Origin of the sequence: Pseudomonas sp. UBA1879, from assembly GCF_002338065.1 — a bacterium.
Classification (GTDB): domain Bacteria; phylum Pseudomonadota; class Gammaproteobacteria; order Pseudomonadales; family Pseudomonadaceae; genus Aquipseudomonas.
The window spans coordinates 341,923-364,579 of the sequence record NZ_DDHJ01000004.1; the positions used below are offsets into that span (position 1 = coordinate 341,923).

Annotated in this window: 22 protein-coding genes; 12 read left to right on the forward strand and 10 right to left on the reverse strand. The window is 60.0% G+C overall.

Translation table 11 applies throughout. The annotated features are described in order from the left end of the window. Positions 1-95: 95 nt before the first annotated feature. The gene (locus B3N48_RS04670; RefSeq protein ID WP_296180058.1) at positions 96-1,733 is read left to right on the forward strand and encodes a 5-guanidino-2-oxopentanoate decarboxylase; all 1,638 of its coding nucleotides are present in this window, start codon (positions 96-98) and stop codon (positions 1,731-1,733) included. Beyond that, positions 1,730-3,190 (forward strand): aldehyde dehydrogenase family protein, encoded by a 1,461-nt coding sequence (locus tag B3N48_RS04675; RefSeq protein ID WP_296180061.1) that lies wholly within the window; start codon positions 1,730-1,732, stop codon positions 3,188-3,190. The genes B3N48_RS04670 and B3N48_RS04675 overlap by 4 nt, the downstream gene beginning before the upstream one ends. Here the strand turns inward: B3N48_RS04675 and B3N48_RS04680 are convergent, their stop codons facing one another. After that, on the reverse strand, positions 3,191-4,078 hold the full coding sequence (locus tag B3N48_RS04680; RefSeq protein ID WP_296181590.1) for an AraC family transcriptional regulator: 888 nt from the start codon (positions 4,076-4,078) through the stop codon (positions 3,191-3,193). It lies immediately after the preceding gene. A gap of 410 nt (positions 4,079-4,488) precedes the next feature. Here B3N48_RS04680 and B3N48_RS04685 point away from each other — a divergent pair, with 410 nt between their 5' ends. Next, positions 4,489-4,842: an antibiotic biosynthesis monooxygenase family protein gene (locus tag B3N48_RS04685; RefSeq protein ID WP_296180063.1), complete on the forward strand. Its 354-nt coding sequence runs from the start codon at positions 4,489-4,491 to the stop codon at positions 4,840-4,842. Positions 4,843-4,916: 74 nt separating this feature from the next. Continuing rightward, positions 4,917-5,156, forward strand: coding sequence for a hypothetical protein (locus B3N48_RS04690; RefSeq protein WP_296180066.1), 240 nt, complete (start codon positions 4,917-4,919; stop codon positions 5,154-5,156). Here B3N48_RS04690 and B3N48_RS04695 read toward each other — a convergent pair whose 3' ends face one another. From B3N48_RS04695 to bglX, 7 genes are all read right to left on the reverse strand, one after another. Next, a complete protein-coding gene (locus B3N48_RS04695) occupies positions 5,157-5,780 on the reverse strand; it encodes a flavin reductase family protein (RefSeq protein ID WP_296180069.1) in 624 nt (207 codons plus the stop codon). A gap of 188 nt (positions 5,781-5,968) precedes the next feature. Next, a complete protein-coding gene (locus B3N48_RS04700; protein WP_296180070.1) occupies positions 5,969-6,451 on the reverse strand; it encodes a hypothetical protein in 483 nt (160 codons plus the stop codon). Between the two features lie 424 nt (positions 6,452-6,875). Beyond that, entirely contained in the window at positions 6,876-7,262 is a 387-nt protein-coding gene (locus B3N48_RS04705; RefSeq protein ID WP_296180075.1) for a hypothetical protein, read from the reverse strand. A 241-nt stretch (positions 7,263-7,503) separates the two neighbouring features. Next, positions 7,504-8,826 (reverse strand): MFS transporter, encoded by a 1,323-nt coding sequence (locus B3N48_RS04710; protein WP_296180077.1) that lies wholly within the window; start codon positions 8,824-8,826, stop codon positions 7,504-7,506. Positions 8,827-9,244: 418 nt separating this feature from the next. Next, positions 9,245-10,582: a sigma-54-dependent transcriptional regulator gene (locus tag B3N48_RS04715; RefSeq protein WP_296180080.1), complete on the reverse strand. Its 1,338-nt coding sequence runs from the start codon at positions 10,580-10,582 to the stop codon at positions 9,245-9,247. Beyond that, positions 10,576-12,333, reverse strand: a complete 1,758-nt coding sequence (locus B3N48_RS04720) for a sensor histidine kinase (RefSeq protein ID WP_296180082.1) — start codon at positions 12,331-12,333, stop codon at positions 10,576-10,578. Before B3N48_RS04720 ends, B3N48_RS04715 begins: the two co-directional genes overlap by 7 nt. Positions 12,334-12,488: 155 nt before the next feature. Next, a complete protein-coding gene (bglX, locus tag B3N48_RS04725; protein WP_296180084.1) occupies positions 12,489-14,789 on the reverse strand; it encodes a beta-glucosidase BglX in 2,301 nt (766 codons plus the stop codon). Between the two features lie 281 nt (positions 14,790-15,070). Between bglX and B3N48_RS04730 the strand changes: the two genes are divergently transcribed. From B3N48_RS04730 to B3N48_RS04745, 4 genes are all read left to right on the forward strand, one after another. Continuing rightward, complete coding sequence (locus tag B3N48_RS04730; protein ID WP_296180086.1) at positions 15,071-15,694, forward strand: LemA family protein; 624 nt, start codon at positions 15,071-15,073, stop codon at positions 15,692-15,694. Further along, entirely contained in the window at positions 15,694-16,437 is a 744-nt protein-coding gene (locus B3N48_RS04735) for a TPM domain-containing protein (protein ID WP_296180089.1), read from the forward strand. Before B3N48_RS04730 ends, B3N48_RS04735 begins: the two co-directional genes overlap by 1 nt. Before the next feature lie 32 nt (positions 16,438-16,469). Continuing rightward, positions 16,470-17,087, forward strand: a complete 618-nt coding sequence (locus B3N48_RS04740; protein ID WP_296180092.1) for a TPM domain-containing protein — start codon at positions 16,470-16,472, stop codon at positions 17,085-17,087. A 107-nt stretch (positions 17,088-17,194) separates the two neighbouring features. Beyond that, on the forward strand, positions 17,195-18,412 hold the full coding sequence (locus B3N48_RS04745; protein WP_296180095.1) for a class I SAM-dependent methyltransferase: 1,218 nt from the start codon (positions 17,195-17,197) through the stop codon (positions 18,410-18,412). On the opposite strand, the gene B3N48_RS04750 is transcribed toward B3N48_RS04745, so the two are convergent. After that, positions 18,409-19,308, reverse strand: coding sequence for a DMT family transporter (locus B3N48_RS04750; RefSeq protein ID WP_296180097.1), 900 nt, complete (start codon positions 19,306-19,308; stop codon positions 18,409-18,411). The two genes, B3N48_RS04745 and B3N48_RS04750, sit on opposite strands and share 4 nt — an antisense overlap. Positions 19,309-19,558: 250 nt before the next feature. On the opposite strand from B3N48_RS04750, the gene B3N48_RS04755 reads away from it, so the two are divergent. Then, complete coding sequence (locus B3N48_RS04755) at positions 19,559-19,789, forward strand: hypothetical protein (protein WP_296180100.1); 231 nt, start codon at positions 19,559-19,561, stop codon at positions 19,787-19,789. Positions 19,790-19,843: 54 nt separating this feature from the next. Here the strand turns inward: B3N48_RS04755 and B3N48_RS04760 are convergent, their stop codons facing one another. Continuing rightward, the gene (locus B3N48_RS04760) at positions 19,844-20,878 is read right to left on the reverse strand and encodes a DUF4917 family protein (protein ID WP_296180102.1); all 1,035 of its coding nucleotides are present in this window, start codon (positions 20,876-20,878) and stop codon (positions 19,844-19,846) included. 198 nt (positions 20,879-21,076) lie between these two features. On the opposite strand from B3N48_RS04760, the gene B3N48_RS04765 reads away from it, so the two are divergent. From B3N48_RS04765 to B3N48_RS04775, 3 genes are all read left to right on the forward strand, one after another. Beyond that, a complete protein-coding gene (locus B3N48_RS04765; protein ID WP_296181676.1) occupies positions 21,077-21,304 on the forward strand; it encodes a hypothetical protein in 228 nt (75 codons plus the stop codon). A 48-nt stretch (positions 21,305-21,352) separates the two neighbouring features. Next, positions 21,353-21,589: a DUF2188 domain-containing protein gene (locus B3N48_RS04770; protein ID WP_296180105.1), complete on the forward strand. Its 237-nt coding sequence runs from the start codon at positions 21,353-21,355 to the stop codon at positions 21,587-21,589. Positions 21,590-21,755: 166 nt separating this feature from the next. Then, a complete protein-coding gene (locus B3N48_RS04775) occupies positions 21,756-22,655 on the forward strand; it encodes a LysR family transcriptional regulator (protein WP_296180107.1) in 900 nt (299 codons plus the stop codon). Positions 22,656-22,657 lie beyond the last annotated feature (2 nt).

The following is a 22,657-nucleotide window of genomic DNA, read 5'->3' on the forward strand; positions in this document are numbered from 1 at the left end:
CCTCACGGTCCAATGACGTCTCAGTGCGGTCCGCGACTCAAGGCCAGACGCGCCGCTTCGTAAAACGATTCGAACAACGAATAAGGTCCTGACACATGGCGACGTGCGGCGAGGTATTGGTCAAGCTACTGGAGGGCTACGGTGTTGAGCAGGTGTTCGGCATCCCTGGCGTCCACACCGTTGAGCTGTATCGCGGATTGGCCGGCTCTTCGATCAACCATGTGACCCCGCGCCACGAGCAGGGCGCCGGGTTCATGGCCGATGGCTATGCGCGCATCCGTGGCAAACCGGGGGTGTGTTTCATTATTACGGGCCCCGGCATGACCAACATCACCACGGCCATGGGTCAGGCCTACGCCGACTCGATCCCGATGCTGGTGATTTCCAGTGTTCAGTCCCGCAGCCAATTGGGCGGCGGTCGCGGCAAGCTGCATGAGCTGCCGGCCCAAGGCGCGTTGGTCGCAGGCGTGGCGGCGTTTTCCCATACGCTGATGTCGGCGTCAGAGTTGCCATCGGTGTTGGCCCGCGCGTTCGCGCTGTTTCAAGCCGGCAGGCCGCGCCCGGTGCACATTGAAATCCCGTTGGACGTGCTGGTGGAAAATGCAGACCACGTGCTCGACAACCCACCGGTATCGGTCACGCGCGCAGGCCCGGCGCCCGCCGCGATCAAACAGATGGCAGGCCTGTTGGCCAACGCCCAGCGGCCCCTTATTCTTGCCGGCGGTGGCGCAATCGATGCTGCTGCTGCGCTGACCCGGCTGGCCGAAACCCTCGATGCGCCGGTGGCGCTGACCATCAATGCCAAAGGCATGCTGCCGTCCGATCACCCGCTGTTGATCGGCTCGACCCAATCCCTCGACCCAACCCGCGAAATCATCGAAGGCGCCGACGTTGTGCTCGCCATCGGCACCGAACTGGCCGAAACCGACTACGACATCACCTTTCAGGGCCGCTTCAAGATCCCGGGCACGTTGCTGCGTATCGATATCGATTCTGACCAGACCGTGCGTAATTTCCCTCCGAAGGTAGCGGTGGTGTCTGACGCACAAACCGCCGCCGAGGCCTTAGTTGCCGCGTTGAGCGATGAACGCTTGCCTGCCCGCAACAGCGAATGGGGGCAGGCCCGTGCTGCCGCATTGAAAACCACGCTAGAGGCCTCGTGGGACGATGCCACGCGAGGGCAGACGCAGTTCTTGAAAACGGTGCTTGAGGTGCTGCCCGAGCTCATCATCGTTGGCGACTCGACTCAGCCGGTCTACACCGGCAACTTGACCCTGGACCTGGACAAGCCGCGGCGTTGGTTCAACTCGTCCACTGGCTACGGCACGCTGGGTTATGCCCTGCCGGCGGCGGTCGGCGCCTGGTTGGGCAGTCAGGATGCAGGCGAGCGCAACCCGGTTGCCTGCCTGATCGGTGATGGCGGTTTGCAGTTCACCCTCTCGGAACTGGCCAGCGCCGTCGAGGCGCGCACGCCGATCATCGTCCTGCTGTGGAATAACCAAGGCTACGAAGAGATCAAGAAATACATGGTCAACCGCGCCATCGAGCCGGTCGGCGTGGACATCTACACCCCCGATTTCATTGGCGTGGCCAGGGCCTTGGGCTGTGCAGCCGAAGCAGTCAGCGGTGTTGAATCCTTGAAAGCGGCATTGCACGCGGCGAACGACCGTCAGGGTCCGACCGTCATCGAAATCGACCAGCGCGGCTGGATGAACGGGCTGAAAGCATCATGAGTGAGGCGACTGTGTTGAATCCGGTTTTGGCAGGGCTGTACATCGATGGCACATGGCGTGGGGGCAACGAACCCCTTACGGTGATCAATCCGTCAAATGAAGAGCGGCTGGCTATCGTCAGCGGCGGCGATGCCGAGGCGGTAAACGAAGCCGTTCACGCCGCGCAGGCGGCATTCGAGGCTTGGTCGAAAACCACCGGCGCGGCACGGGCGATGATTCTGCGCCAGATCGCCAGCGGTGTGGCGGCTCAGCGTGAACGCCTGATGCACCTGCAATCGAGCAATAACGGCAAGCCAGGGTTCGAAGCCGCCATCGATGTGGACGACGTGATCGCCACCTTCAATTACTACGCCGATTTGGCCGAGGCGTCGGACGGCCAGCAAAACCGGGTGATCGAGCTGCCGAGTGAAGATTTCACCGCGCGCTTGCGCCGCGAGGCCTGCGGCGTGGTGGCGTTGATCGTGCCGTGGAATTTTCCGATGGTGACCACGGCCTGGAAACTCGCCCCGGCGTTGGCGGCGGGCTGCTGCGTCGTGCTCAAACCTTCAGAGGTCACGCCCCTGGCCGAGCTTGAATTGGCGCAGATCATCGCTGCGAGTGGCGTGCCCACTGGCGTGTTCAATGTGGTCTGTGGCACCGGGCTGGCGGTCGGTGCGCCCCTGTCGGCGCATCCCGGCATCGCCAAAGTCTCGTTCACGGGCAGCAATGCAGCGGGTGTTCAGGTCATGCAGCGGGCGGCGGAAACCGTCAAGGGCGTCAGCCTGGAACTGGGCGGCAAATCATCGCTGCTGGTCATGGCGGACGCCGATCTGGATCTGGCGGTCGAGTTGGCCAGCGGCGGCAGTTATTTCAACGCCGGGCAGATGTGTTCCGCGACCAGTCGCGTTTTGGTAGCGCAAGAACTGCTGGCGCCGTTTCTTGAGCGCATCGTTGCCAAAGCCCGGTCGATCAAGGTGGGCGGCCCGCTGGAGGAGGGCGTCGAAATGGGGCCATTGGTCAATCAGGCGCAATACCAGCGGGTGACCCATCACATCGAAGCGGGCAAGGCCTGCGGGGCGCGTCTGTTGTGCGGTGGCCAACGTCCGACTGGACGGGCACGCGGTTATTTTCTGGAGCCTGCGGTGTTCGCTGACGTGCCGTTGGACAGCGCGCTGTGGCGCGAGGAGATTTTCGGCCCCGTGCTGTGCGTGCGCGGCTTCAGTTCAGAGGCCGAAGCGGTGGCGCTGGCCAATGACAGTCAGTTCGGGCTGGTGGCCAGCGTGGTCAGCGGTAATGGTGAAACAGCCGACCGGGTGGCCAATGCGCTCCATGCGGGGATGGTGTGGATCAATGCGCCGCAGGTGATCTTCCCGCAGACGTCTTGGGGCGGTTACAAGCAGAGCAGCCTGGGTCGAGAGCTGGGACCGTGGGGCATGCAAGCGTTTCAGGAAATCAAACACGTCGTACGCGCGGTCTGATCACACCGACTTGCGCAGGCGCGCCAGATCCCGCAATGGCGGCGCGCCGAACAGCCGGCTGTATTCGCGGCTGAACTGCGAGGGGCTTTCATACCCGACCCGGTATCCCGCCGCCGACGCTTCAAGCCCGCCGGCCAGCATCAGGCGCCGAGCTTCCTGCAATCTCAATTGCTTCTGGTACTGCAACGGACTCATCGCGGTCACGGCCTTGAAGCGGTGGTGCAGGGTCGAGACGCTGAGGTTCACTTCCCGCGCCAGTTCTTCGATACGCAACGGTTCATGAAAGTGATCGTTCAGCCAGGCGATGGCCTGGGAAACGCGGTGGGTCTGGCAGTTGGAAATCGCAATTTCGTACAGCCGGTAGCCTTCACTCCCACGCAGCAGGCGATACAGGATCTCCCGCGTGATCAGCGGCGCCAGCATCGGGATGTCTTTAGGCGTGTCCAACAGGCGAATCAGACGAATCACTGCGTCCAGCAGCTGTGAATCGATGCGCTCAACATACATCCCCCGACCGCTAGGGCGCGTCGGTACGCTCATCGGACCAGCTTGCGCAATCAGCGCGTTGATCTCCGCCGGGTCGATGTCCAGACGCATCGCGAGGTGCGGCTCTTCCGGCGTGGCATGAATGACCTTGCCGCTCACCGGCAGCGCGACCGAGAGCACCAGATAATTCAGCGGGTCGTAGGTGAACAGCTCGCCGCCGAGGGTCACGTCTTTGCGGCCTTGGGCCATGATGCACAACGCGGGTTGGACCAGACCTGGCACCGATTGCGTAGGCTGATCGTGGCGCACCATGAACAGTGACTTGATTACAGTTTCAAAATTGCCCTCACGGGGGGCGTGTCGACGGATCAGATCCGCAAGTTCGGCACGCTGTTGCTGCATCTGCGCGCTCAGCTCGGGCGCAGGCGGCGCGTCGGGCCGAAGGGCTGACAGTCGGGTCGCGGCAGCAGTGGGCAACATGAAGAAATCCTCCGGCGAAGGGTTGATGGAGCACAGCTTATTTTTGTGCAATCGCAAGCGTTAGACGGATTCTGCCTGATGATTGCCTGATTCTGCTCCGGGTGTACCGGCCCGGCGCTGAACCGCCCTGTTCATCGAAGTGAATTGCTTGAAAGTCCCGTCCCTTTCATAGACATGCAGGCACATGCATCGCCTGTTTCAATCTATCGCCGCGCAGAATCAGGCAATAACCGGGCAGTAATTGGCTAACGGCTGTTGCGTCGCGCCCCCTAATCTTGACTTCCAGCCTCGACGCCTTTTCCGATCGCGGCTGTTCCAAAGGAGCACAGACCATGCACAGCACTTCCGTCGTGAGCCATCTTGTATCCCTGCGCGCGAGTGCCGGAAACAGTGCGCAACTGGGCGCACGTCTGAGCGCGTTGATCGGCCCCACCGCCAGGACTCCGGGCTGCTTGCACTTCACCTTGCACCATTCGCTGACCGAGGCCGATGTGTGGGTGATCAGCGGCGTCTGGGCGGATCAATCCGCCATGAATGACTGGTTCTCCACCCCGGAACTGAGCATCTTTTCCGACCTGATGGTGGAAAAACTGGTCCGCAGCCTCGATTTCCAGACGTTCGCCAGCGTGACGGCCCCTCAAGCGCAACACGCGTATGGCGTGTCGGATGCCAGGTTGGCAGGGTAAATTTCTGACGCCCGGTCGGGTGCTTCAGGTTTAAAATCCCTGCCTTTCTCTTTTCAAGGCAGGGCTATCCTTCCATGGCACGCAAACAATTCCAGCACCACGAAGCCGTCTCCGCCGCCGTCCCGGGCGAAGGGGGCTACAGCGCCGCGATCGCCGTCAAAGGGCTCGGTGCAGGCGGCGCGCCGACGTTTCATCGGGTCCTGCAGGAGCAAAAATTCACCACCGCACTGGCCGCCGATCAAGCCGCTGTCGATGAACTGGAGCGTTTGATCGACGTGACGTCCGAGGGCGAACTGATGTTCGCTCAGGACTGATCAGGCTTTCGGCCGGTACATCGTGAACAGCGACGCCGGGCCCAGCTGGAAATAATCAGCAGGGCCACCTCCCCGCAAAATCGGCTCTCCGGCCAGCGTGTCGTACACGCCGTCTTTCAGCAGTCTCTTGGCAATGTGAATCGCCACCACTTCCCCCAGAATCAGCCAACTCGGCACGACCTCTTTGTCTGCCCGCTGCAGTTGGATGATCTGCGTCACTTTGCATTCGAACGCCACCGGCGTCTCCTTCACACGCGGCACTGAAACGATGCGCGAAGGCGAGGCCGTGAGGTGTGCCAGCTCGAATTCGTTGACGTCTGCCGCAACCGGTGCGCAGCTCTGGTTCATTTGCTCGGCGAGGGGGCGGGTCGCCAGGTTCCAGACGAATTCACCGGTCTGCTCGATGTTGTTCAAACTGTCTTTGCGGCCCACGCTGCAGAAGCCAATGATGGGTGGCACGTAATTGAAGGCGTTGAAGAAGCTATAGGGCGCAAGGTTGAGCTTGCCTTCTGCGTCCTGCGATGAAATCCAGCCGATGGGGCGCGGGCCGACGATGGCATTGAATGGGTCATGGCGCAGACCGTGGCCATTGGCAGGTTCGTAGAAATGAATGTCGTCTGACATGGCGCAATCCTGAGAAATGTATGAAGGCCGGGAAATGGGGCGACCGCCCGTTTGCGTCGAGTCGCCATAGTGCAAGGCATTGAATCGGGACGCCATCCCTGGCCTGACCACGGGCAAAAAAAAGCCCGACATCAGTCGGGCTACAAAGGGAGTTTCAGGAGGTGGAATGTAAAACTATGAAGCGGCTATCAGCTCACGCGGTTGGCACCTACGCGGTCGGCACCGTCCGAGGCGAGACGATTGGCACCGACGTGGTCGGAACCATCGGCGGCCTGGCGGTTGTTGCCCACGCGGTCAGCGCCGTCAGCGGCCAAGCGGTTGGCACCGACGTGGTCGGAACCATCAGCGGCCTGACGGTTGTTGCCGACGCGGTCGGCGCCGTCAGAGGCGAGGCGATTGGCACCGACGTGGTCGGAACCATCAGCGGCCTGACGGTTGTTGCCGACGCGGTCAGCACCGTCCGAGGCGAGACGATTGGCGCCGATGTGATCAGCGCCATCGGAGGCCTGACGATAAGTCCCGGTGTGCGACGCATTGGTGTGGGACGCGCCGCCTTCAGCGACAACAGTGCCCGTCAACGCAGTGTGCTGATCGGAAGAAACAGGCAGAGCGAATGCGCTCGATGCCAGGATAGAAAGACTAAGGCCAAAAATAAGGTTAGAAGTTTTCATGATGTTGACTCCACCGGAAAGTTCAAAATGTTTATCACTTGGGTATGGAGCTAATTCTACGCGCGCTTGCATTAACTAGAAGTTAACAAGGTTGCTAACGATCATCGTCAGAAATGATAGTTGGGCCAAACGCCCGGTTTTAAAGCGCTCCAGGGGTTTCTGAACCGCGATGGGGCAAATTTCTTCAAAACCTGCAGATTCTGAGCTTGACTGATGTAGAATTTTGTGAATTTGGTTTTTATTGAGATTCGCTTGCGCTCTTTGTCGATATCTGCATCCGTGATCGCAACCGCGGGACGTTTATCGGCAAAAAAAGGTGCCAAGTGCCCGGAGAGGCTTCTAGTACGAAGGTTTCAGCTTTTTTTGGGGGAGGCGAACGCATCAAGCCCGGCGATAGCCGGGCCAGGAAGGAATGATCGGAGGATCAGCTTACGCGGTTTGCACCGACACGATCTGCGCCGTCCGAAGCCAGACGATTTGCACCAACATGGTCAGCACCCTCCGCCGCGAGTCGATTTGCGCCTACGTTATCAGCGCCGTCAGCTGCGACACGGTTAGCCCCTACATGATCAGCGCCGTCAGTCGCGACGCGGTTGGCGCCTACACGGTCGGCACCGTCGGAGGCCAGGCGGTTGGCGCCGACATGGTCAGCACCATCAGCGGAAACACGACTCATGTTGGTGTGGGAGGAGCCGTTTTCGGCAACAACCGGTGCGCTGATTTGGTGAGTTGCTTCAATAACTGGAAGTGCAAAAGCGCTCGAAGCAAGAAGAGAGAAAGCCAGGCCGAAGATCAGTTTGTTAGTTGTCATGGTAGTTGCTCCAGATCGTTTCAATTCAGTGGTGACTCGGTATGGACTTAACTTTACTCGGCTCTGGATGAATAAGAAGTTAATAGCGTTAGTACCGATCATCGCTCAAATTGATACTGCGAAAACCCGCCGACGATTCAATCGCTTAGCTGTCTGGGGAGCTAAGAAGGGGCCGCCACTTGCGTGACCGCCCCTTGGGTGTGTACGGGAAGACGTATGGGCCAGCTGGCTACGTCGGTCGTCAGTCCGTCTCGATCCGCGAATGCTTGCGGGTGTCTTTCATGAACACGTACACCAGCAGCGAACAGGCAATGCACGCCGTGACGTACCAGTAGTAACCGGTTTCCATGCCGATGCTTTTGAACCACAGCGCGATGTATTCGGCCGTGCCGCCAAAGATCGAAACGGTCAACGCATACGGGAGGCCTACACCCAGCGCGCGGATCTCGGTCGGGAACAGCTCGGCTTTGACCACTGCGTTGATCGAGGTGTAGCCGCTGACGATGATCAGCGCGGCCATGATCAGGAAGAACGCGCCCCACCAGGTTTGAATGGTGTGCAACGTGCTGAGGATCGGCACCGTGCACAGCGTACCCAGCACACCAAAGGCGATCAGGATCGGCCGACGGCCTACTTTGTCAGACAGTGCGCCGATCACTGGCTGCAAAACCATGAACAGGAACAGTGTGGCAGCAGAAATGGTGGTCGAATCGGTGATGCTCATGCCCACCGTGTTCACCAGGTATTTCTGCATGTAGGTGGTGTAGGTATAGAACGCCAGGGTGCCGCCCATGGTCAGGCCGACAACCGTCATCAGCTCTTTCGGATGACGCATCAAGGTGCGCATCAGGCTTTCTTTCGGCTTGTCCTGCTTTTTAGTGAAGGATTCGGTTTCTTCCATACCTCGACGCAGAAACAACGCCACCACCGCGCACAGCGCGCCGATCGCGAACGGGATACGCCAGCCCCACGCGTTCAACTGCTCTGTGGTCAGGGTTTGCTGCAGCACGATCAACACACCCAGAGCGATGAGTTGGCCGGAAATCAGGGTCACGTACTGGAAGCTGGAATAGAAGCCACGGCTCTTTTTGGTCGCCATCTCGCTGAGGTAGGTAGCGGAAGTGCCATATTCGCCGCCGACCGACAGGCCCTGCAGCAGGCGCGCGAGTACCAGCAGGATCGGCGCGCCGACACCGATGGTTTCATAACCGGGGGTCAGGGCGATGATCAGCGAGCCGAAGCACATCAGCAGCACCGACGCCATCAGCGCCGCCTTGCGCCCTTTGCGGTCGGCATACAGGCCCATCAGCCAGCCGCCGATCGGGCGCATCAGGAAGCCGACGGCGAAGATCGCGGCGGTGTTGAGCAATTGTGCAGTGGTGTCGCCTTTGGGGAAGAAGACTTTGGCGAAATAAAGGGAGAAAGCGGCGTAGACGTACCAGTCATACCACTCGACCATGTTGCCGACCGACCCTGAAAAAATCGATTTCAGGCGGCTCGCGGTGGTCTTTTCGGTGGCGGGTAAGGCTGTAGCGCCATTTGCGGCGGTATTGGGAATGGCCATGGGGTTTCCTGCAAGTCATTGTTTTTAGAAGGAGCGCAGTGATGCGGTCTGAGGACAGTGATAGCAGGAGATGTGCCAAGGCCCTGAAGGGCCGATCTAGAGGGGGTGGCAGGGTTGTGATGAGCGGAAATCCGCTTACTTTGCGAGTGCAGATGAGCGGGAAGTCGCGCATCGCTGTAGGAGCGTGGCTCGTCTCGCGACCGGCGGGAAACCCGTCGCAAGACCTTTGAGCACGCTATATCTGATCCACGGCGTAGAGCGGGTCGCGACTGCTACGCAGCCGATCGCGGGACAAGCCACGCTCCTACAGTATTCGGCAGTTGTTCAGGAAGTATTCACCGCGGAACAGCCGCGCTCCTACAGTATTCGGCAGTTGTCCGGGAAGTAGTCACCGCGGAACAACGCGCTTCTGGGATATTCAGCTGTTGTCTGGAAGGTAGTCATCGCGCACCAGCCCATGCCGCTGCATCTTTTCATTCAGAGTCCGGCGGGGCAGTTGCAGTTCGTTCATGACGCCTTTGATGTCGCCCTTGTGCCGACTCAAGGCCGAGCGCAGGCAGTGGGCTTCGAACGCTTCCTGCTGTGCCACGAGCGACTGTCCCTCAGGCATATCGACCGAGACCGGGTTAGCCAGCCCAAGCACCTGCCGCTCGGCCGCATTGGCCAGTTCGCGCACATTGCCGGGCCAGTCATGGCTGAGCAGATGGCCTAACTGCCCACCGCTGAGCAGTGGTGCGTCGCGGCCTAGTCTTTCTGCCGCATGCCGGGAGAAATGTGCGAACAGCAGCGGGATGTCTTCGCGACGTTCCCGCAGAGGCGGCAGGCGCAGTTCGGCGATGTTCAGGCGATAGGCCAGGTCTTCGCGAAAACGCCCGGCGCGCGCCTCGTCCAGCAGATCGGGTTTGGTCGCGGCGATGATCCGCAGATTGACCTTGATGCTCTGATTTGAACCCAGTCGTTCGAAACGCCGTTCTTGAATCACCCGCAATAGCTTCACCTGCTGCGCCAACGGCATGCTTTCGATCTCGTCAAGAAACAGCGTGCCGCCGTCCGCGAATTCCAGCTTGCCGATGCGCTTGCCCTGAGCGCCCGTGAAGGCGCCGCTCTCGTGGCCAAACAATTCGGCCTCAAACAGCTGCTCGGGAATGGCCGCGCAATTGACCGCCACGAACGGTTTCTTCGCCCGGGGGCCGAAATCATGCAGGCAGCGAGCAACCATTTCCTTGCCGCTGCCGGTTTCGCCGCGAATCAGGACGTTGACCGGAAGTTGCGCCAGCTCCTGAACCTGACGTCGCAAAGTCTGCATCGCCGGGGCCAGGCCGAGTAGCGTGGCGTCGAGGCGGGTGCGGGTCTCGGCCTGTTCGTGCAACTGCCGGTTTTCCAGGACCAGCGCACGCTTTTCCAGCGCACGTCGCAGGCTGCTCAACAGTGTTTCAGGCGTAAACGGTTTTTCCAGAAAGTCGTAGGCGCCGTCGCGCATGGCTTCGACCGCCATGGGCACGTCGCCATGGCCTGTCAGCAAAATGAGCGGCAGATCGGCATCCCGGTTCTGTACGGCTGCCAGCAACTCCAGACCGCCCATACCCGGCATCCGCACGTCACTCAGAATCACACCCGGAAAGTGCGGAGGTAATTTCGCCAGGCAATCTTCGGCCCGGCTAAACAGCTGCACCTCGAAACCCGACAGCGACAGCCATTGTTCAACCGCTTCGCGAATGGGGGCCTCGTCATCGACCACGATCACCGAGTTCAACATGCGGGTTCGGCCTCCGGGGCCCGGGTCAGAGAAAAGAAAAACTGTGCGCCATTGTTAAGGTTTTCTGCGCTCAAGCGACCCCCAAGTTCGTGCACGATGGCGTAAGACACCGCCAGGCCCAGCCCCAGGCCGTCGCCTACCGGTTTGGTGGTGAAGAAGGGGTCGAACACGTTCGCCAGATGCTCATCGGCAATGCCGCCGCCGCTGTCAGCGATCGATAGGCGCCATTGCCCTTTGTCGTCGTCGATACGGATTTCCAGACGTTTGTGCGGTTTATCACGCATCGCGTCCAAGGCGTTGCGCAGCAGGTTGATCAGCACCTGTTCCAGACGAATCGCATCGCCGCGTACCCAGGCGGGACGGGTCAGGTCCAGCACGCAACTGACACGCTCATCACGGATCCGAGCGTCCAGCAACAGCAGTGCCTGATCCACCACACACGCCAGGTCCAGCCGTTCTCGCAGACCACTGGGACTTTTGCGGGCAAAGGTTTTGAGGTGGCCAGTGAGGGCGGCCATGCGCGTCAATTGCTGATCGAGCGGGGTCAGTGCCTTGTAAGCGTCGTCGACCCGCCCATGGTCGAGCAGCAAGCGCAGGGTAGCCAGTTGCATGCGTTGCGCAGTCAACGGCTGGTTGATTTCGTGCGCCAGCGCCGCCGACATCTGCCCTAGCGCGGCCAGTTTGGTCGACTGCACCAGGCCGTCTTGCGCCGTCTGCAGATCGCGGGTGCGCGCTTCCACCAGTTGTTCCAGTTCTTCGCGGCTGCGTTGCCGCATACGGGCCAGGCGCCAACGCTGGTAGAGAAACAGTCCCAAAAACACCAGCGTCAGCCAGATGCCTGCGGCCGCCAGCGCGGCGTTGCGCACGTCTTCTGCAGCGGGCTGGGGTTTGCGCAGCAGATGCAGGGTCCAGCCTTCTGCTTCGAGTGGCAGGGACTGCCAGAGGAAGTCCGATGCACCGCCCACGCCGTCGATCCGGCTCAGACGGCTGCTGTCGTTGAACGTGCGTAGCGGCTCGTGGACGAGGGGCATCAGCGGCTGTTTATCGTACTGGCGGGTACGGGTCAGTTCGGCGCGATCCTGATCGGACAATGGACGCAACGCCCGATAGCGCCAGCCCGGTTGATTGGCAATGAACACAATGCCCTTGGCGTCGCTCACCAGCAGCAGGTCGTCGCCTTGAGCCCACGTGTGTTCAAGGTCGGGGAATTCGAGTTTGACCACCATCGCGCCGATGAACTGGCCTGCGTCGTCGTACACCGCGCTGGAAAGGAAATAGCCGGGAATGCCGCTGGTCACGCCCACGGCATAGAAGCGTCCTACCCCATGGGCCTTGGTCTGGGTGAAATACGGGCGAAAGCCATAGTTGTGACCGACGTAACTGCTGGGCAATTGCCAGTTGCTGGCGGCGATGGCCAGACCGTGGCGATCGAGCAGTTCCAGTGTCGACGACTGCGCGGCGCCGTTGATCTGTTCCAGCTTGAGGTTGAGTGTCTGGGTGGTTTCAGGGCTGACCGGACCTTTCAATGCATCGCGCAGCTGTGGGTCGAGCGCCAGAACGGCAGGCAGTGCGCGATAGCGTTCGATCAACGTTTGCAGGGTGTTTGCGTAAAGGGACAGCTGGCCTTCGGCTCTGGCCGCGTCGTCCTCCAGGGAATGGCGCTGCGCCTGGTGCATCGCCAGCGTCGCGGCAATGGCTGTGCCTGCGAGGATCAGCAGGGTCGATAAGAGCAGACGGGCGGAGCGGGGCATGGTAAGTGGCCTGTCGACCTGAATGGGTTGACGTGTCGGGACCGTCGAAGGCGAACCCTGCTAGAGCGAATTCATTCGCAAACCTCTGTTTCAGACACGCCATAGGCATCGTCTGAAACAGCCGTTCGGACTCAATTCACGCCCGCAGAACCGGATTACTGCAGGGCGAAGCTGGCTTCCTTCACGTCTTCGGAGTCGAGGCCGATCATCAGTTTGAAATCTCCGGCTTCAGCTGCGTACTTGAGCGAAGGATTAAAGAACTTCAAGTCTTCCTCGGTCAGCGTGAACGTCACGGCTTTTTCTTCGCCTGGCTTCAGCATGATCTTCTGGAAGTTTTTCAGCTCTTTTACCGGGCGGCTCAGCGACGCGGCGATGTCTCGCAAGTACAGCTGAACCACGGTTTCACCCGCGACCTTGCCGGTGTTCTTCACCTGCACGGTGGCGGTCAGCTTGTCGTTGCGGGTCATCTTGTTGATCGACAGCACGATGTCCGAAACGCTGAACTGCGTATAGCTCAAGCCATAACCGAACGGGAACAGCGGGCTGGTCGGCTCTTCGAAGTAGTTCGACGTGTAGTTCGAATCGTTCGGGCGATACGGGCGGCCAGTGTTCAGGTGGTTGTAGTACGCAGGCACCTGGCCCACCGAGCGCGGGAAGGTCATCGGCAGCTTGCCGGACGGGTTGTAGTCGCCGAACAGCACATCTGCCAGCGCGTTACCGCCCTCGGTGCCGAGGAACCAGCTCTCGACCATCGCGTCGGCCTGTTTGTTTTCTTCACCCAACGCCAACGGACGACCGTTCATCAGGACGATGACCAGTGGTTTTCCGGTGGCCTTGAGCGCCTTGATCAGGTCGCGTTGACGGCCCGGCAGCACCAGATCGACACGGCTGGCGGCTTCGTGGGACATGTTGCGGGATTCGCCGACCACGGCAACGACCACGTCCGACTGCCCGGCGACCTTGACCGCTTCGTCGATCATGTCCTGCTCGGGACGGCCGTCGATGTGAATCTGGTCTTCCATCTTGTCCAGATAGGCGATGGCCTCTTGGTTATCAGTGATGTTGGTACCCGGCGCGTAGAGCAACCTGGCCTTGTCGCCGACGGCATTGGCCAGGCCGTCGTAGGCGCTGACGGTCTGGCGGGCGAGGCCTGCCGCCGACCAACTGCCGAGCATGTCCACCGAGCTTTTCGCCAACGGGCCGATGACAGCGATGGTGCCTTGCTTCTTCAGCGGCAGGGTGTCGTTTTCGTTCTTCAACAGCACCACGCTGCGGCGCGCAACGTCGCGAGCCTCTGCGCGGTGCAAGCGGTTTTCGGCGTTACGGTCGGCCGGGTCGTCCACCGCTGCACCGATGCGCAGGTACGGGTTGGCGAACAGGCCCATTTCCCATTTCGCGCCAAGGACTTCTCGCACGGCGTTGTCGACTTCCTGAACCGACACTTCGCCGCTCTTCACCAGCGCGGGCAATTCTTCGCCGTAGGCCTTGTCGTTCATGCTCAAGTCGACGCCGGCCTTGATCGCCAGCTTCGCGGCTTCGCGGAAGTCCTTGGCGACGCCGTGGTCAATGAGTTCCTTGATTGCACCGTGGTCGCTGACAGTCACGCCTTTGAAGCCCCAATCCCTGCGCAGCACGTCTTGCAAGAGCCACGCGTTGGAGGTCGATGGCACCCCGTTGATGGCGTTCAGCGCAACCATCACGCCCCCGGCGCCGGCGTCGATGGCCGCGCGGTAAGGCGGCAGGTAATCCTGTTGCATGCGCACCGGGCTCATGTCCACGGTGTTGTAGTCACGACCGCCCTCGACAGCGCCATACAGCGCGAAGTGTTTGACTGCCGCCATGATGCTGTTAGGCGCTTGCGTGCTGGTGCCCTGAAAAGCGCGGGTCATGGTGGCCGAGAGGCGCGAGACGAGGTAGGTGTCTTCGCCGAATCCTTCGGAACTGCGGCCCCAGCGGGCGTCACGGGTGATGTCGACCATCGGCGCGAAGGTCATGTCCACGCCATCGGCGGCGGCTTCGATGGCCGACACACGACCGGCGCGGGTCACGGCGTTCATGTCCCAAGTCGATGCCAGACCCAGGCTGATCGGGAAAATGGTGCGTTGGCCGTGGACCACGTCGTAGGCGAAGAACATTGGAATTTTGGTGCGGCTTTGTTTGACGGCAGCGTCCTGCATGGCGCGGTTGTCAGGCAGCAGGACCGAGTTGAACGTGCCGCCGATCCGGCCAGCCGCGATTTCCTTGACGATTTCCGATTTCGGCATCTCGGGGCCGATGCTGATGAGGCGCAGTTGACCGATCTTCTCGTCGAGGGTCATCTGCTTCATCAAGTTAGCGATGAAAGCATTCTTGGCTTGCAGCGTGGAGGCATTACTGGCGGGTTTGACGGCGGTTTCAGCCCAGGCGGACTGACTGACCAGACCAATGACAAAACTCAGTAAACACAGCTTATTCATGAATGATTTTCTCAAGGCGTGGACCGGCAACTCGCGCGAAATACCCGGTGGCCTTAGTTTTGAAGTGAAACCTTTGGTTTTTATTGTCATCAGGACGAGGCGGTCGCTGAACTCCTGACGCATCCGGGCATCAGTAGCGCAACGAGTTTTATCCGATCGCAGCCCGGCAATCCAGAGCCTGACGACGTAATGGGCCGAGATTATGCCGGGGATCGTCTGATTTGGCTAAAGTCATGTCTGACGGGAAGACAAACCACGAATCACCAAGGAGCACGCAGGCCATGCAAATAGAGCGTTATGGGCACATTCGGGGCAGTCGTTACAATTTGTCACTGACACTGCTGATGCTGCTGAGCACGTTGCTGGCCGGGTGCGGCATCAACAACATTCCGACCTACGACGAACAGGTCAAATCGGCCTGGGCGCAAGTGCAGAACCAGTACCAGCGTCGGGCAGACCTCATTCCGAATCTGGTGGAGACCGTGAAGGGCTACGCCAAACAGGAGCAGGACACGCTGACCGCGGTCATTGAGGCGCGCGCCAAGGCCACGTCTATTCAGGTGGACGCCAGCACCCTGAACGACCCCGCCAAACTCAAGCAATTCCAGGATGCGCAGGGCCAACTCACGGGCGCCCTGAGCCGACTGATGGTGGTGTCCGAGCGCTACCCGGATCTTAAATCCAACCAGAATTTCCTGGCCTTGCAGTCGCAACTCGAGGGCACGGAAAACCGCATCGCCGTCGCCCGCCGCGATTTCATCGCCGCAGTCGAAAAATACAACACTGAAATCCGCACCTTCCCTGGCCGCCTCTGGCATTCGGTGATGTACAGCGACCTGCCCGTTCGCCCCAATTTCGAAGCCACTGCCGCGGACGCCGATAAAGCGCCGCAAGTGAAATTCTGATGCGGTGGGCGCGGGCGGGCGCCACAGTCGCGGTTCTGGCGCTGCTGTTGGGCGTGTTTGCAGGGCAGAGCTTCGCTCAAATCACGTTTCCGCCGCTGAGTGGGAGGGTGGTCGATGCGGCTGGCATGATCGACGACCCGAGCCGAGAGCATCTGTCGCAGATGCTACGGGCTCACGAAGAGCTGACCACCGAACAGGTTGTGGTGGTGACCGTGCCCAATCTGCAAGGCAGCACGATCGAGGACTACGGCTATCAGCTCGGGCGTTACTGGGGCATCGGCCAGCAGGGCAAGGACAACGGTGCGCTGCTGATTGTCGCCAAGGACGAGCGCAAGGTACGCATCGAGGTTGGGTACGGCCTTGAGGATCGTCTGACCGATGCGCAGTCATCGGTGATCATCAATCAGATCATTACACCGGCGTTCAAGCAGGGCGATTTCGTCGGGGGCATCAATAAAGGCACGGAGGCCATCGTTCAGGTCCTGGGCGGCGATCCATTGGCCGAGCCGGTGGTCGGTGCGACGGGCGGGGACGACGTGACCGATTGGCGCATGACCCTGTTGTTCTTCGTCCTGTTCGTGATGGCAGCCTATATCAGCGCCCGTTGGGGCGGGGGACTCGGCTACATCGGTTCGGGCGGTTCGGGCGGCTTTGGGTCGGGTGGTTCCCGCGGATCGAGCTCCGGTGGCATGAGCGGCGGCGGGGGCAGTTTTGGTGGGGGCGGCGCCTCTGGCGGCTGGTAGTCGATGGCTATTGATAAGGCAGGACTGGACCCATGGCATTACTGACGGAAGACGAACAACGACAAGTCGCAAGGGCGATTGAAGCGGTCGAGCGCGATACGGATGCCGAACTGGTCACGGTGTTGGCCGCCAGCGCCGACGATTACGCGTATGCACCGCTGATCTGGGCAGGATTGATCGCACTGCTGCTGCCCGGGCTGATCAACTTTTACCCTGGTTGGCTCAATGCCAATGAGCTGCTGTTGACTCAGATTGCGACGTTCATCGTCGTCGCGCTCTTGTGCCGATTGCCTTCGATCACCACGCGCCTGGTGCCGGCATCTGTTCGCCACTGGCGAGCCGGGAGCCTGGCCCGGCGGCAATTTCTGGAACAAAACCTTCATGCGACGGCCAGCGGCACCGGGGTGCTGATTTTCGTCAGTGAGGCCGAGCGCTATGTCGAGATCATCGTTGACGACGGCATCGCCCGGAAAGTGGACGACATGGTGTGGCGTTCGATGGTCGATGTGTTCACCCGACAGGTGAGCGAAGGCCGAATTCTCGACGGGTTTTTGGGCTGCATACACGCCTGTGGTCAGGTATTGAGCGATCAGGTGCCGGTGACGCAGGCACGCAATGAGTTGCCGAATCGCTTGGTGGTGCTGGAGTAGCCTAATCCGATCTGCGGACCTGAGGTGGTAAATATTTATATCCACCTCATCGCTGTACCCGCCTAAAATACCGGCCTCGCATTTTCCGCTTACCGAGGCTTCACCCGATGTCCGCTACCGCACCTGCCGTCTTGCCTGTTCAGGATCACCGCGCCCAGTTCTTGAGCCTGCTGGACACCTGCCTGACGCAGAGCTCGCTGGTCAAGCTCGTGCTGGCTAAATACGTCGGCAGCGAAGCGGAATTGCAGCGGATCATCATCAAGCCGACAACCCTCAAGGATCAGGCCTGCCTGTCCTTCGTTTATCGGTACAAGACCCGGGATATCACCAAGAATTACCCACTGGTCGATGCGCAGGCGCTAATCGCCAGTCTGCTGCCCGAGTCCTTCAAGAATGCCCATATGCTGTCTCTCACTGACGAAGTGCAACTGGAGTTCAGCAAGAAGGGCAAAAGCATGCTGTTCCGCAATACTTCACAACAGCAGCGGGCAGCACCCTCTGCCGAGCATGATCGCGAGAAGAAGCGTTACCTTGAGCTGAGCCGTCCGTTCCTCACCGACCTGGGCGTGACGAACAAGCAACATGAGCTGATTCCGGCCATGTCGCGCAAATGGAAGCAGATCAACAAGTTCATTGAAGTGTTCTCCCACGCTCTAAGCACCTCGCCCATCACTCTCGACAAGCCGGTGACGGTCGCCGATTTCGGTTCGGGCAAAGGCTACCTGACCTTCGCTATTCACGATTACCTGCGCAACACGTTGCAGGTGGAGGGGGAAGTGACGGGGGTTGAGCTACGCGAGGACATGGTCACTCTGTGCAACAACGCCGCGGAGCGGCTGGAGCATCCGGGTCTGGTGTTCAAATGCGGTGACGTGCGCTCTGTGGTGCCAGGCGCACTGGACGTGATGATTGCGCTGCATGCCTGCGACATCGCCACCGACTATGCGATCCACACCGGGATTCGCTCGGGCGCGTCGATCATCATGTGTTCGCCGTGCTGTCACAAACAGGTCCGCTTGCAGATCCAAAGCCCAACCCTGCTCAAGCCGATGCTGCAATACGGTTTGCACATGGGGCAGCAGGCAGAGATGGTCACCGATGCGTTGCGCGCGCTGCTGCTGGAAGCGTGTGGCTATGAAACCAAGGTATTCGAGTTTATTTCGTTGGAGCACACCAACAAGAACAAGATGATCCTGGCGGTCAAGCGCTCGACGTCAGTTGACCCCGCTGACCTGCTGGTGAGAATCCAGGAATTGAAAGCGTTCTACAACATTCAGGAGCAATGCCTGGAGACGCTGCTCCAGGCGGATGGTTTGCTGGGTTAAACCCGAGTGGCGACAACAGGCTTGGGTGCGATCACAGCAGTTTTGCGCCCGATGGCCAAGGTGACTACGACGCCGGCGGCGAAGATCCAGGTGATCGGGTCGATGTGTTCCCCGAAAAACAGCGCTGAAAACGCCATGGTGAAAAACAACTGCACCAGTTGGATCTGACTGACCCGGGCAATCCCGCCCATCGCCAATCCCGCGTACCAGGCGAAAAAGCCGATGAACTGCGAGAACAGCGACACATAGCCGAACGCCCACCATGCGCCCATGGAAATAGGGCCTTGGTGTTGAGACGCCAGATAGCCGACAGGGATGATCAGCACCGGGATTGAAATCACCAACGCCCAGCAGATGACTTGCCAGCCGCCCATTTGCTTCGCCAGTCGGCCGCCTTCGGCATAACCCAGGCCGCCGACGGCGACTGCACCGACCATCAGCAGATCCCCGGCTTGCAGATTGCCGGCCCCGCTGATCAGCGCGTACCCCAGCACGATAACGCTGCCCATCGCGGCGCATGCCCAGAAAGCGCGGGACGGACGCTCGTGAGACAGCCACGCTGCATAAATGGCAACCAATAACGGTTGGAGCCCGTTCACCAGAGCACCGTGGGAGGCGGGCAAGGTCTTCATCGCCCAGGCCGACAGCACCGGAAAGCCGATGATCACACCCAGCGCGACGACCAGCAGTGCCTTGAATTGCGCAAACGTCGGCAGTTTTTCCCGACGCCACAGCAAAAGAACCGCTGCCGGAATCGCCGCGACCAGCGCTCGACCCAGACCGTTGAGTAGCGGGTGGATTTCCTGAACGACAATCCGGGTCATGGGCAGGGTAAGACTGAAGATCACCACCCCGACCAACCCGAGGATCATGCCGGTGTTTTCGCGAGACGCCATGCTGAATCTTGCCTTGTTCTTATAGGTGAAAAGAAGGCATTCATTCAGCCACAGATCTCAGGTTTTTCCCCTTAACAGCTAGCAACAGAATCAACCGTACACTTCGGCGCAAAAGGGAAAACGCCGTTTATAAGGATTTTCAAACGGCGGTTACCTGAACGTGGATCTTGGTGCAGAAATTGAATGCCATCTTCCTGCAACAGTTTGAGGGTCAAATTGCTGCCATCAATCATCAGCCAGGAGAACCATCGTGTCGGTCATTGGAAAGTGGGCGTTGCAAGGTGTCGCGGTGTTTGTAGTCGCCTGGATGGCGACCGTAGCGGCTCAGTGGTCAGCGAGCGTCGTCAAGTCGACGAGCAGCGACCGGCTTGCCGCTCTGAGCAGTGTTCGGTTATCCACCGAATCGATGGCCGCCAGCGTGGGGAAAAAGGCGAAGGGCGATGCCGTCGCCCTGGGGACAGTGTCGGAAGGTAACGAGTAGTTCGTGATGCCGGGTTGGCACCCTCTTGCGCTCTTGAACGAGGTCATTCGCGGGTTAACCCTTCGTTAACCCGACTGTCTCTTTCAACCGAGCCACGGGCACCGACAATGCCGGTTTCCCCAGCGGATGGCTCGTGGCGTCGAAAAACTTCAACTCGATGTTCTGTCCTTCGAACAGTGCGGTGTAATGCCGCTTGCGGTGCTGAATGAACGCTTCGCTGCGCGGCAGAACCGAGATCGCCACAAGGTTTGGTCGCGCTTGTAGCACGGCGTCGAGAATGTGCCGATCCTGTTTACCCAACGTATGGCCGAAGATGCACAACGCGCCCTGGTGCTGTGAAAGTTGGGCGTGACAGTAAGACAGGTAATCCGAGCCACGGATGATTTTCATTTTGTCTGCGCTGCGCCCTTCGCAGACGAACAGCGGCACGTCCTCCAGCGCGTTGACGGCGAAACTGCCCAAAAGCGTGCTTTCGGATGACTGCAGTTTGCGCGCGGTGCCGTCGAAGTTTTTCACCAAGTGCATCCCACCGTGCAGGTACAGGATGCGGGTGGCATGGCTGTCGGTACGGTGCAGGTTGAACTGGGCGTCTTCGTCGAACAGATCATCGAACGGCTGCGCGCCGTGCATGACCGCCCAGTAAGCCAGCAAGTCGTAGTTGGTCGAATAAACCGTCGCGTACTCGCTCAGGGCCTGGCTGATGTGGGCAATGGTGGAAGGCTCCATCAGGCGCCACGGAATGTGCGCCGAGCGTATGCCGTGAATCAACGCTTCCTTGATCGCAAAGTAGCGATTGCGCGGCGACGATGATCCGATGGTCAGGGCTGCGTTCACTCGCATCGCGACCTTCAGGCCGCTGAGGACGGGCTCGAAGTTTTCAGTCTCCATCGACTTGAACAGCGCCAGTTCAGTTGGGCTCAGAGGCTTGTTGCGCGTGGTCTGAGCCAATTCGAACAGCGAGTCGTAGGCAAAGTTTTTCCATACGGCGAGGCTTGCACCATTGCCCAGCAGCAACCCCGAGCAGGGATGGTCTGTCTTCAGCTGGTTCCAGTCTGCCAATCCGGCATCAAAATCGGTGGATTCCATCATCTCGCTTCGCTGTCAGGTGAGCAGGTCATGAGCAGGTGCAGGTACCGACCAGGCTCAGAACGGAGTGGACTTATAGGAACACCGGCCGAGCTTGTCAACGGCGCATGCGTCATCCACCGCTCGGCAGAAAGTTCGAACCGGTGGGATATCGATTTCTCTAACGCCATGAACCCACATCCGCTTCGCTGAGAGGTGCATATGACAACCGATCCAGTGAATACACCCGCCGCGCAGAGCCCCGGCCCCAATCCCAATCCCATGGAAACCCCGCATGACACTGGGCCAGACGCACAGGCGCGCGAGTTCGAACGTTTAGAAAGCTTGGACGACGAAGTGCGCGAGACGCCGCCACCCCAGACCTGGAAACACCCCGATGACGGCAAAAGCCTTTCCGAAAAAGACGAAGAGCGCCCGTTGAAGCCCTGACCGGCTTGCGGACTCACACCACACTCTCTGAACGAGAGGGAGGCACCCATGCAAAGCACAGTGCTCAAAACGCATCTCAATGGTTATGAGGTCATCAACGTGAACCACGGACCCTGGCGCGTCTGCACCCAGAGCGACCGACTTGGATCGTTTGATACGCGAGAGGAGGCGATGGCGTTCGCAGCGTCGTTGCCAGCGTATAAGCAGCGAGCAGCCGTCAATGCCGACAGCAATGATGCCGCTGTGAAGCCGATCCCCGACGCAGAAGGACAGACCAAGCATTGAACATCCCCTACACACACTAAAGCCCCGGTTCATCAGGGGCTTTTCTTTTATCAGCAGTCGGCCTGCGACAGCTGCATTTCTTGTCAACGACGCTCATCGCGCCTAATCTCGAAAGCCAATGGCCTATCGGCCCAGTTAGTACTTTTTGAGATAGCAGGTGAGCTTCGTGGATGTCATCGATTTGAAGGTGGTCGACGCGGTTGCGCGACACGGCAGCATGAACAAGGCAGCTGTGGAACTGAACACCGTCCAGTCGAATGTCTCGTCAAGGATTCGCTCGCTGGAGGAGGAGCTGGGGGTTTCGCTGTTTCAGCGCAGTGCCAAGGGCGTGCAGATCACGCCGGCAGGAAGACGCGTTCTGCCCTACGCCGCACGGCTCGCCAAACTGCTTTCCGACGCTGCCGCTGCTGCCCGCGACGACGGCCAGCCCAGCGGATTGCTGGAAGTTGGCACGCTGGAGACCACCCTTGCACTTCGCCTCCCCCTGTTGATCGCACGTTTCGCCAAGGCTTGGCCTGACGTTCGCCCGGTGGTACGCACGGGCACCACCGGCAGTCTCATTCAAGATGTCGTCGAGTGTAAGCTCGAAGGCGCGTTCGTGGCGGGCCCGGTGAGCCACCCTGATTTACAGGCCGAAACTGTATCCAACGAAGAACTGGTGCTGGTGACGTCCCGCTCGGTTCGTACCCTTGACGCGCTAACGGCGATGTCCCATTTGAAGACCGTGGTGTTTCGCGTGGGGTGTTCCTACCGGCAACGCCTGGATGCATTGCTGGCGAGTATGGGCATCGTCGCACCAGAGCCGCTGGAGTTCGGATCCATCGATGCGATCCTGGCCTGCGTCTCGGCGGGAGTCGGCGTCACGCTGCTGCCGAGAGGGGTGGCCGCCAGTGCCTGGGAAGACGGTCTAGTGGCCGTTCATGACATCCCTGCGGCGTTCGCCCACGTCGAGACGGTATTTATACGACGCACAGATGGCCATGTTTCCAGCGCGTTGGCGACCTTTCTCGACAGCGTGCGTCAGGAAGGGCAGGCCCGCCCTTCGCCGATTCGACAGCGTGCGTAGAC

Coding starts and splice junctions, on each gene's coding strand:
- B3N48_RS04770 (WP_296180105.1), top strand. CDS start 21,353: ATGCAAAGCACAGTGCTCAAAACGCATCTCAATGGTTATGAGGTCATC.
- B3N48_RS04740 (WP_296180092.1), top strand. CDS start 16,470: ATGGCATTACTGACGGAAGACGAACAACGACAAGTCGCAAGGGCGATT.
- bglX (WP_296180084.1), bottom strand. CDS start 14,789: ATGAATAAGCTGTGTTTACTGAGTTTTGTCATTGGTCTGGTCAGTCAG.
- B3N48_RS04685 (WP_296180063.1), top strand. CDS start 4,489: ATGCACAGCACTTCCGTCGTGAGCCATCTTGTATCCCTGCGCGCGAGT.
- B3N48_RS04750 (WP_296180097.1), bottom strand. CDS start 19,308: ATGGCGTCTCGCGAAAACACCGGCATGATCCTCGGGTTGGTCGGGGTG.
- B3N48_RS04705 (WP_296180075.1), bottom strand. CDS start 7,262: ATGACAACTAACAAACTGATCTTCGGCCTGGCTTTCTCTCTTCTTGCT.
- B3N48_RS04680 (WP_296181590.1), bottom strand. CDS start 4,078: ATGCAGCAACAGCGTGCCGAACTTGCGGATCTGATCCGTCGACACGCC.
- B3N48_RS04730 (WP_296180086.1), top strand. CDS start 15,071: ATGCAAATAGAGCGTTATGGGCACATTCGGGGCAGTCGTTACAATTTG.
- B3N48_RS04700 (WP_296180070.1), bottom strand. CDS start 6,451: ATGAAAACTTCTAACCTTATTTTTGGCCTTAGTCTTTCTATCCTGGCA.
- B3N48_RS04690 (WP_296180066.1), top strand. CDS start 4,917: ATGGCACGCAAACAATTCCAGCACCACGAAGCCGTCTCCGCCGCCGTC.
- B3N48_RS04710 (WP_296180077.1), bottom strand. CDS start 8,826: ATGGCCATTCCCAATACCGCCGCAAATGGCGCTACAGCCTTACCCGCC.
- B3N48_RS04760 (WP_296180102.1), bottom strand. CDS start 20,878: ATGATGGAATCCACCGATTTTGATGCCGGATTGGCAGACTGGAACCAG.
- B3N48_RS04695 (WP_296180069.1), bottom strand. CDS start 5,780: ATGTCAGACGACATTCATTTCTACGAACCTGCCAATGGCCACGGTCTG.
- B3N48_RS04715 (WP_296180080.1), bottom strand. CDS start 10,582: ATGTTGAACTCGGTGATCGTGGTCGATGACGAGGCCCCCATTCGCGAA.
- B3N48_RS04720 (WP_296180082.1), bottom strand. CDS start 12,333: ATGCCCCGCTCCGCCCGTCTGCTCTTATCGACCCTGCTGATCCTCGCA.
- B3N48_RS04735 (WP_296180089.1), top strand. CDS start 15,694: ATGCGGTGGGCGCGGGCGGGCGCCACAGTCGCGGTTCTGGCGCTGCTG.
- B3N48_RS04765 (WP_296181676.1), top strand. CDS start 21,077: ATGACAACCGATCCAGTGAATACACCCGCCGCGCAGAGCCCCGGCCCC.
- B3N48_RS04745 (WP_296180095.1), top strand. CDS start 17,195: ATGTCCGCTACCGCACCTGCCGTCTTGCCTGTTCAGGATCACCGCGCC.
- B3N48_RS04675 (WP_296180061.1), top strand. CDS start 1,730: ATGAGTGAGGCGACTGTGTTGAATCCGGTTTTGGCAGGGCTGTACATC.
- B3N48_RS04670 (WP_296180058.1), top strand. CDS start 96: ATGGCGACGTGCGGCGAGGTATTGGTCAAGCTACTGGAGGGCTACGGT.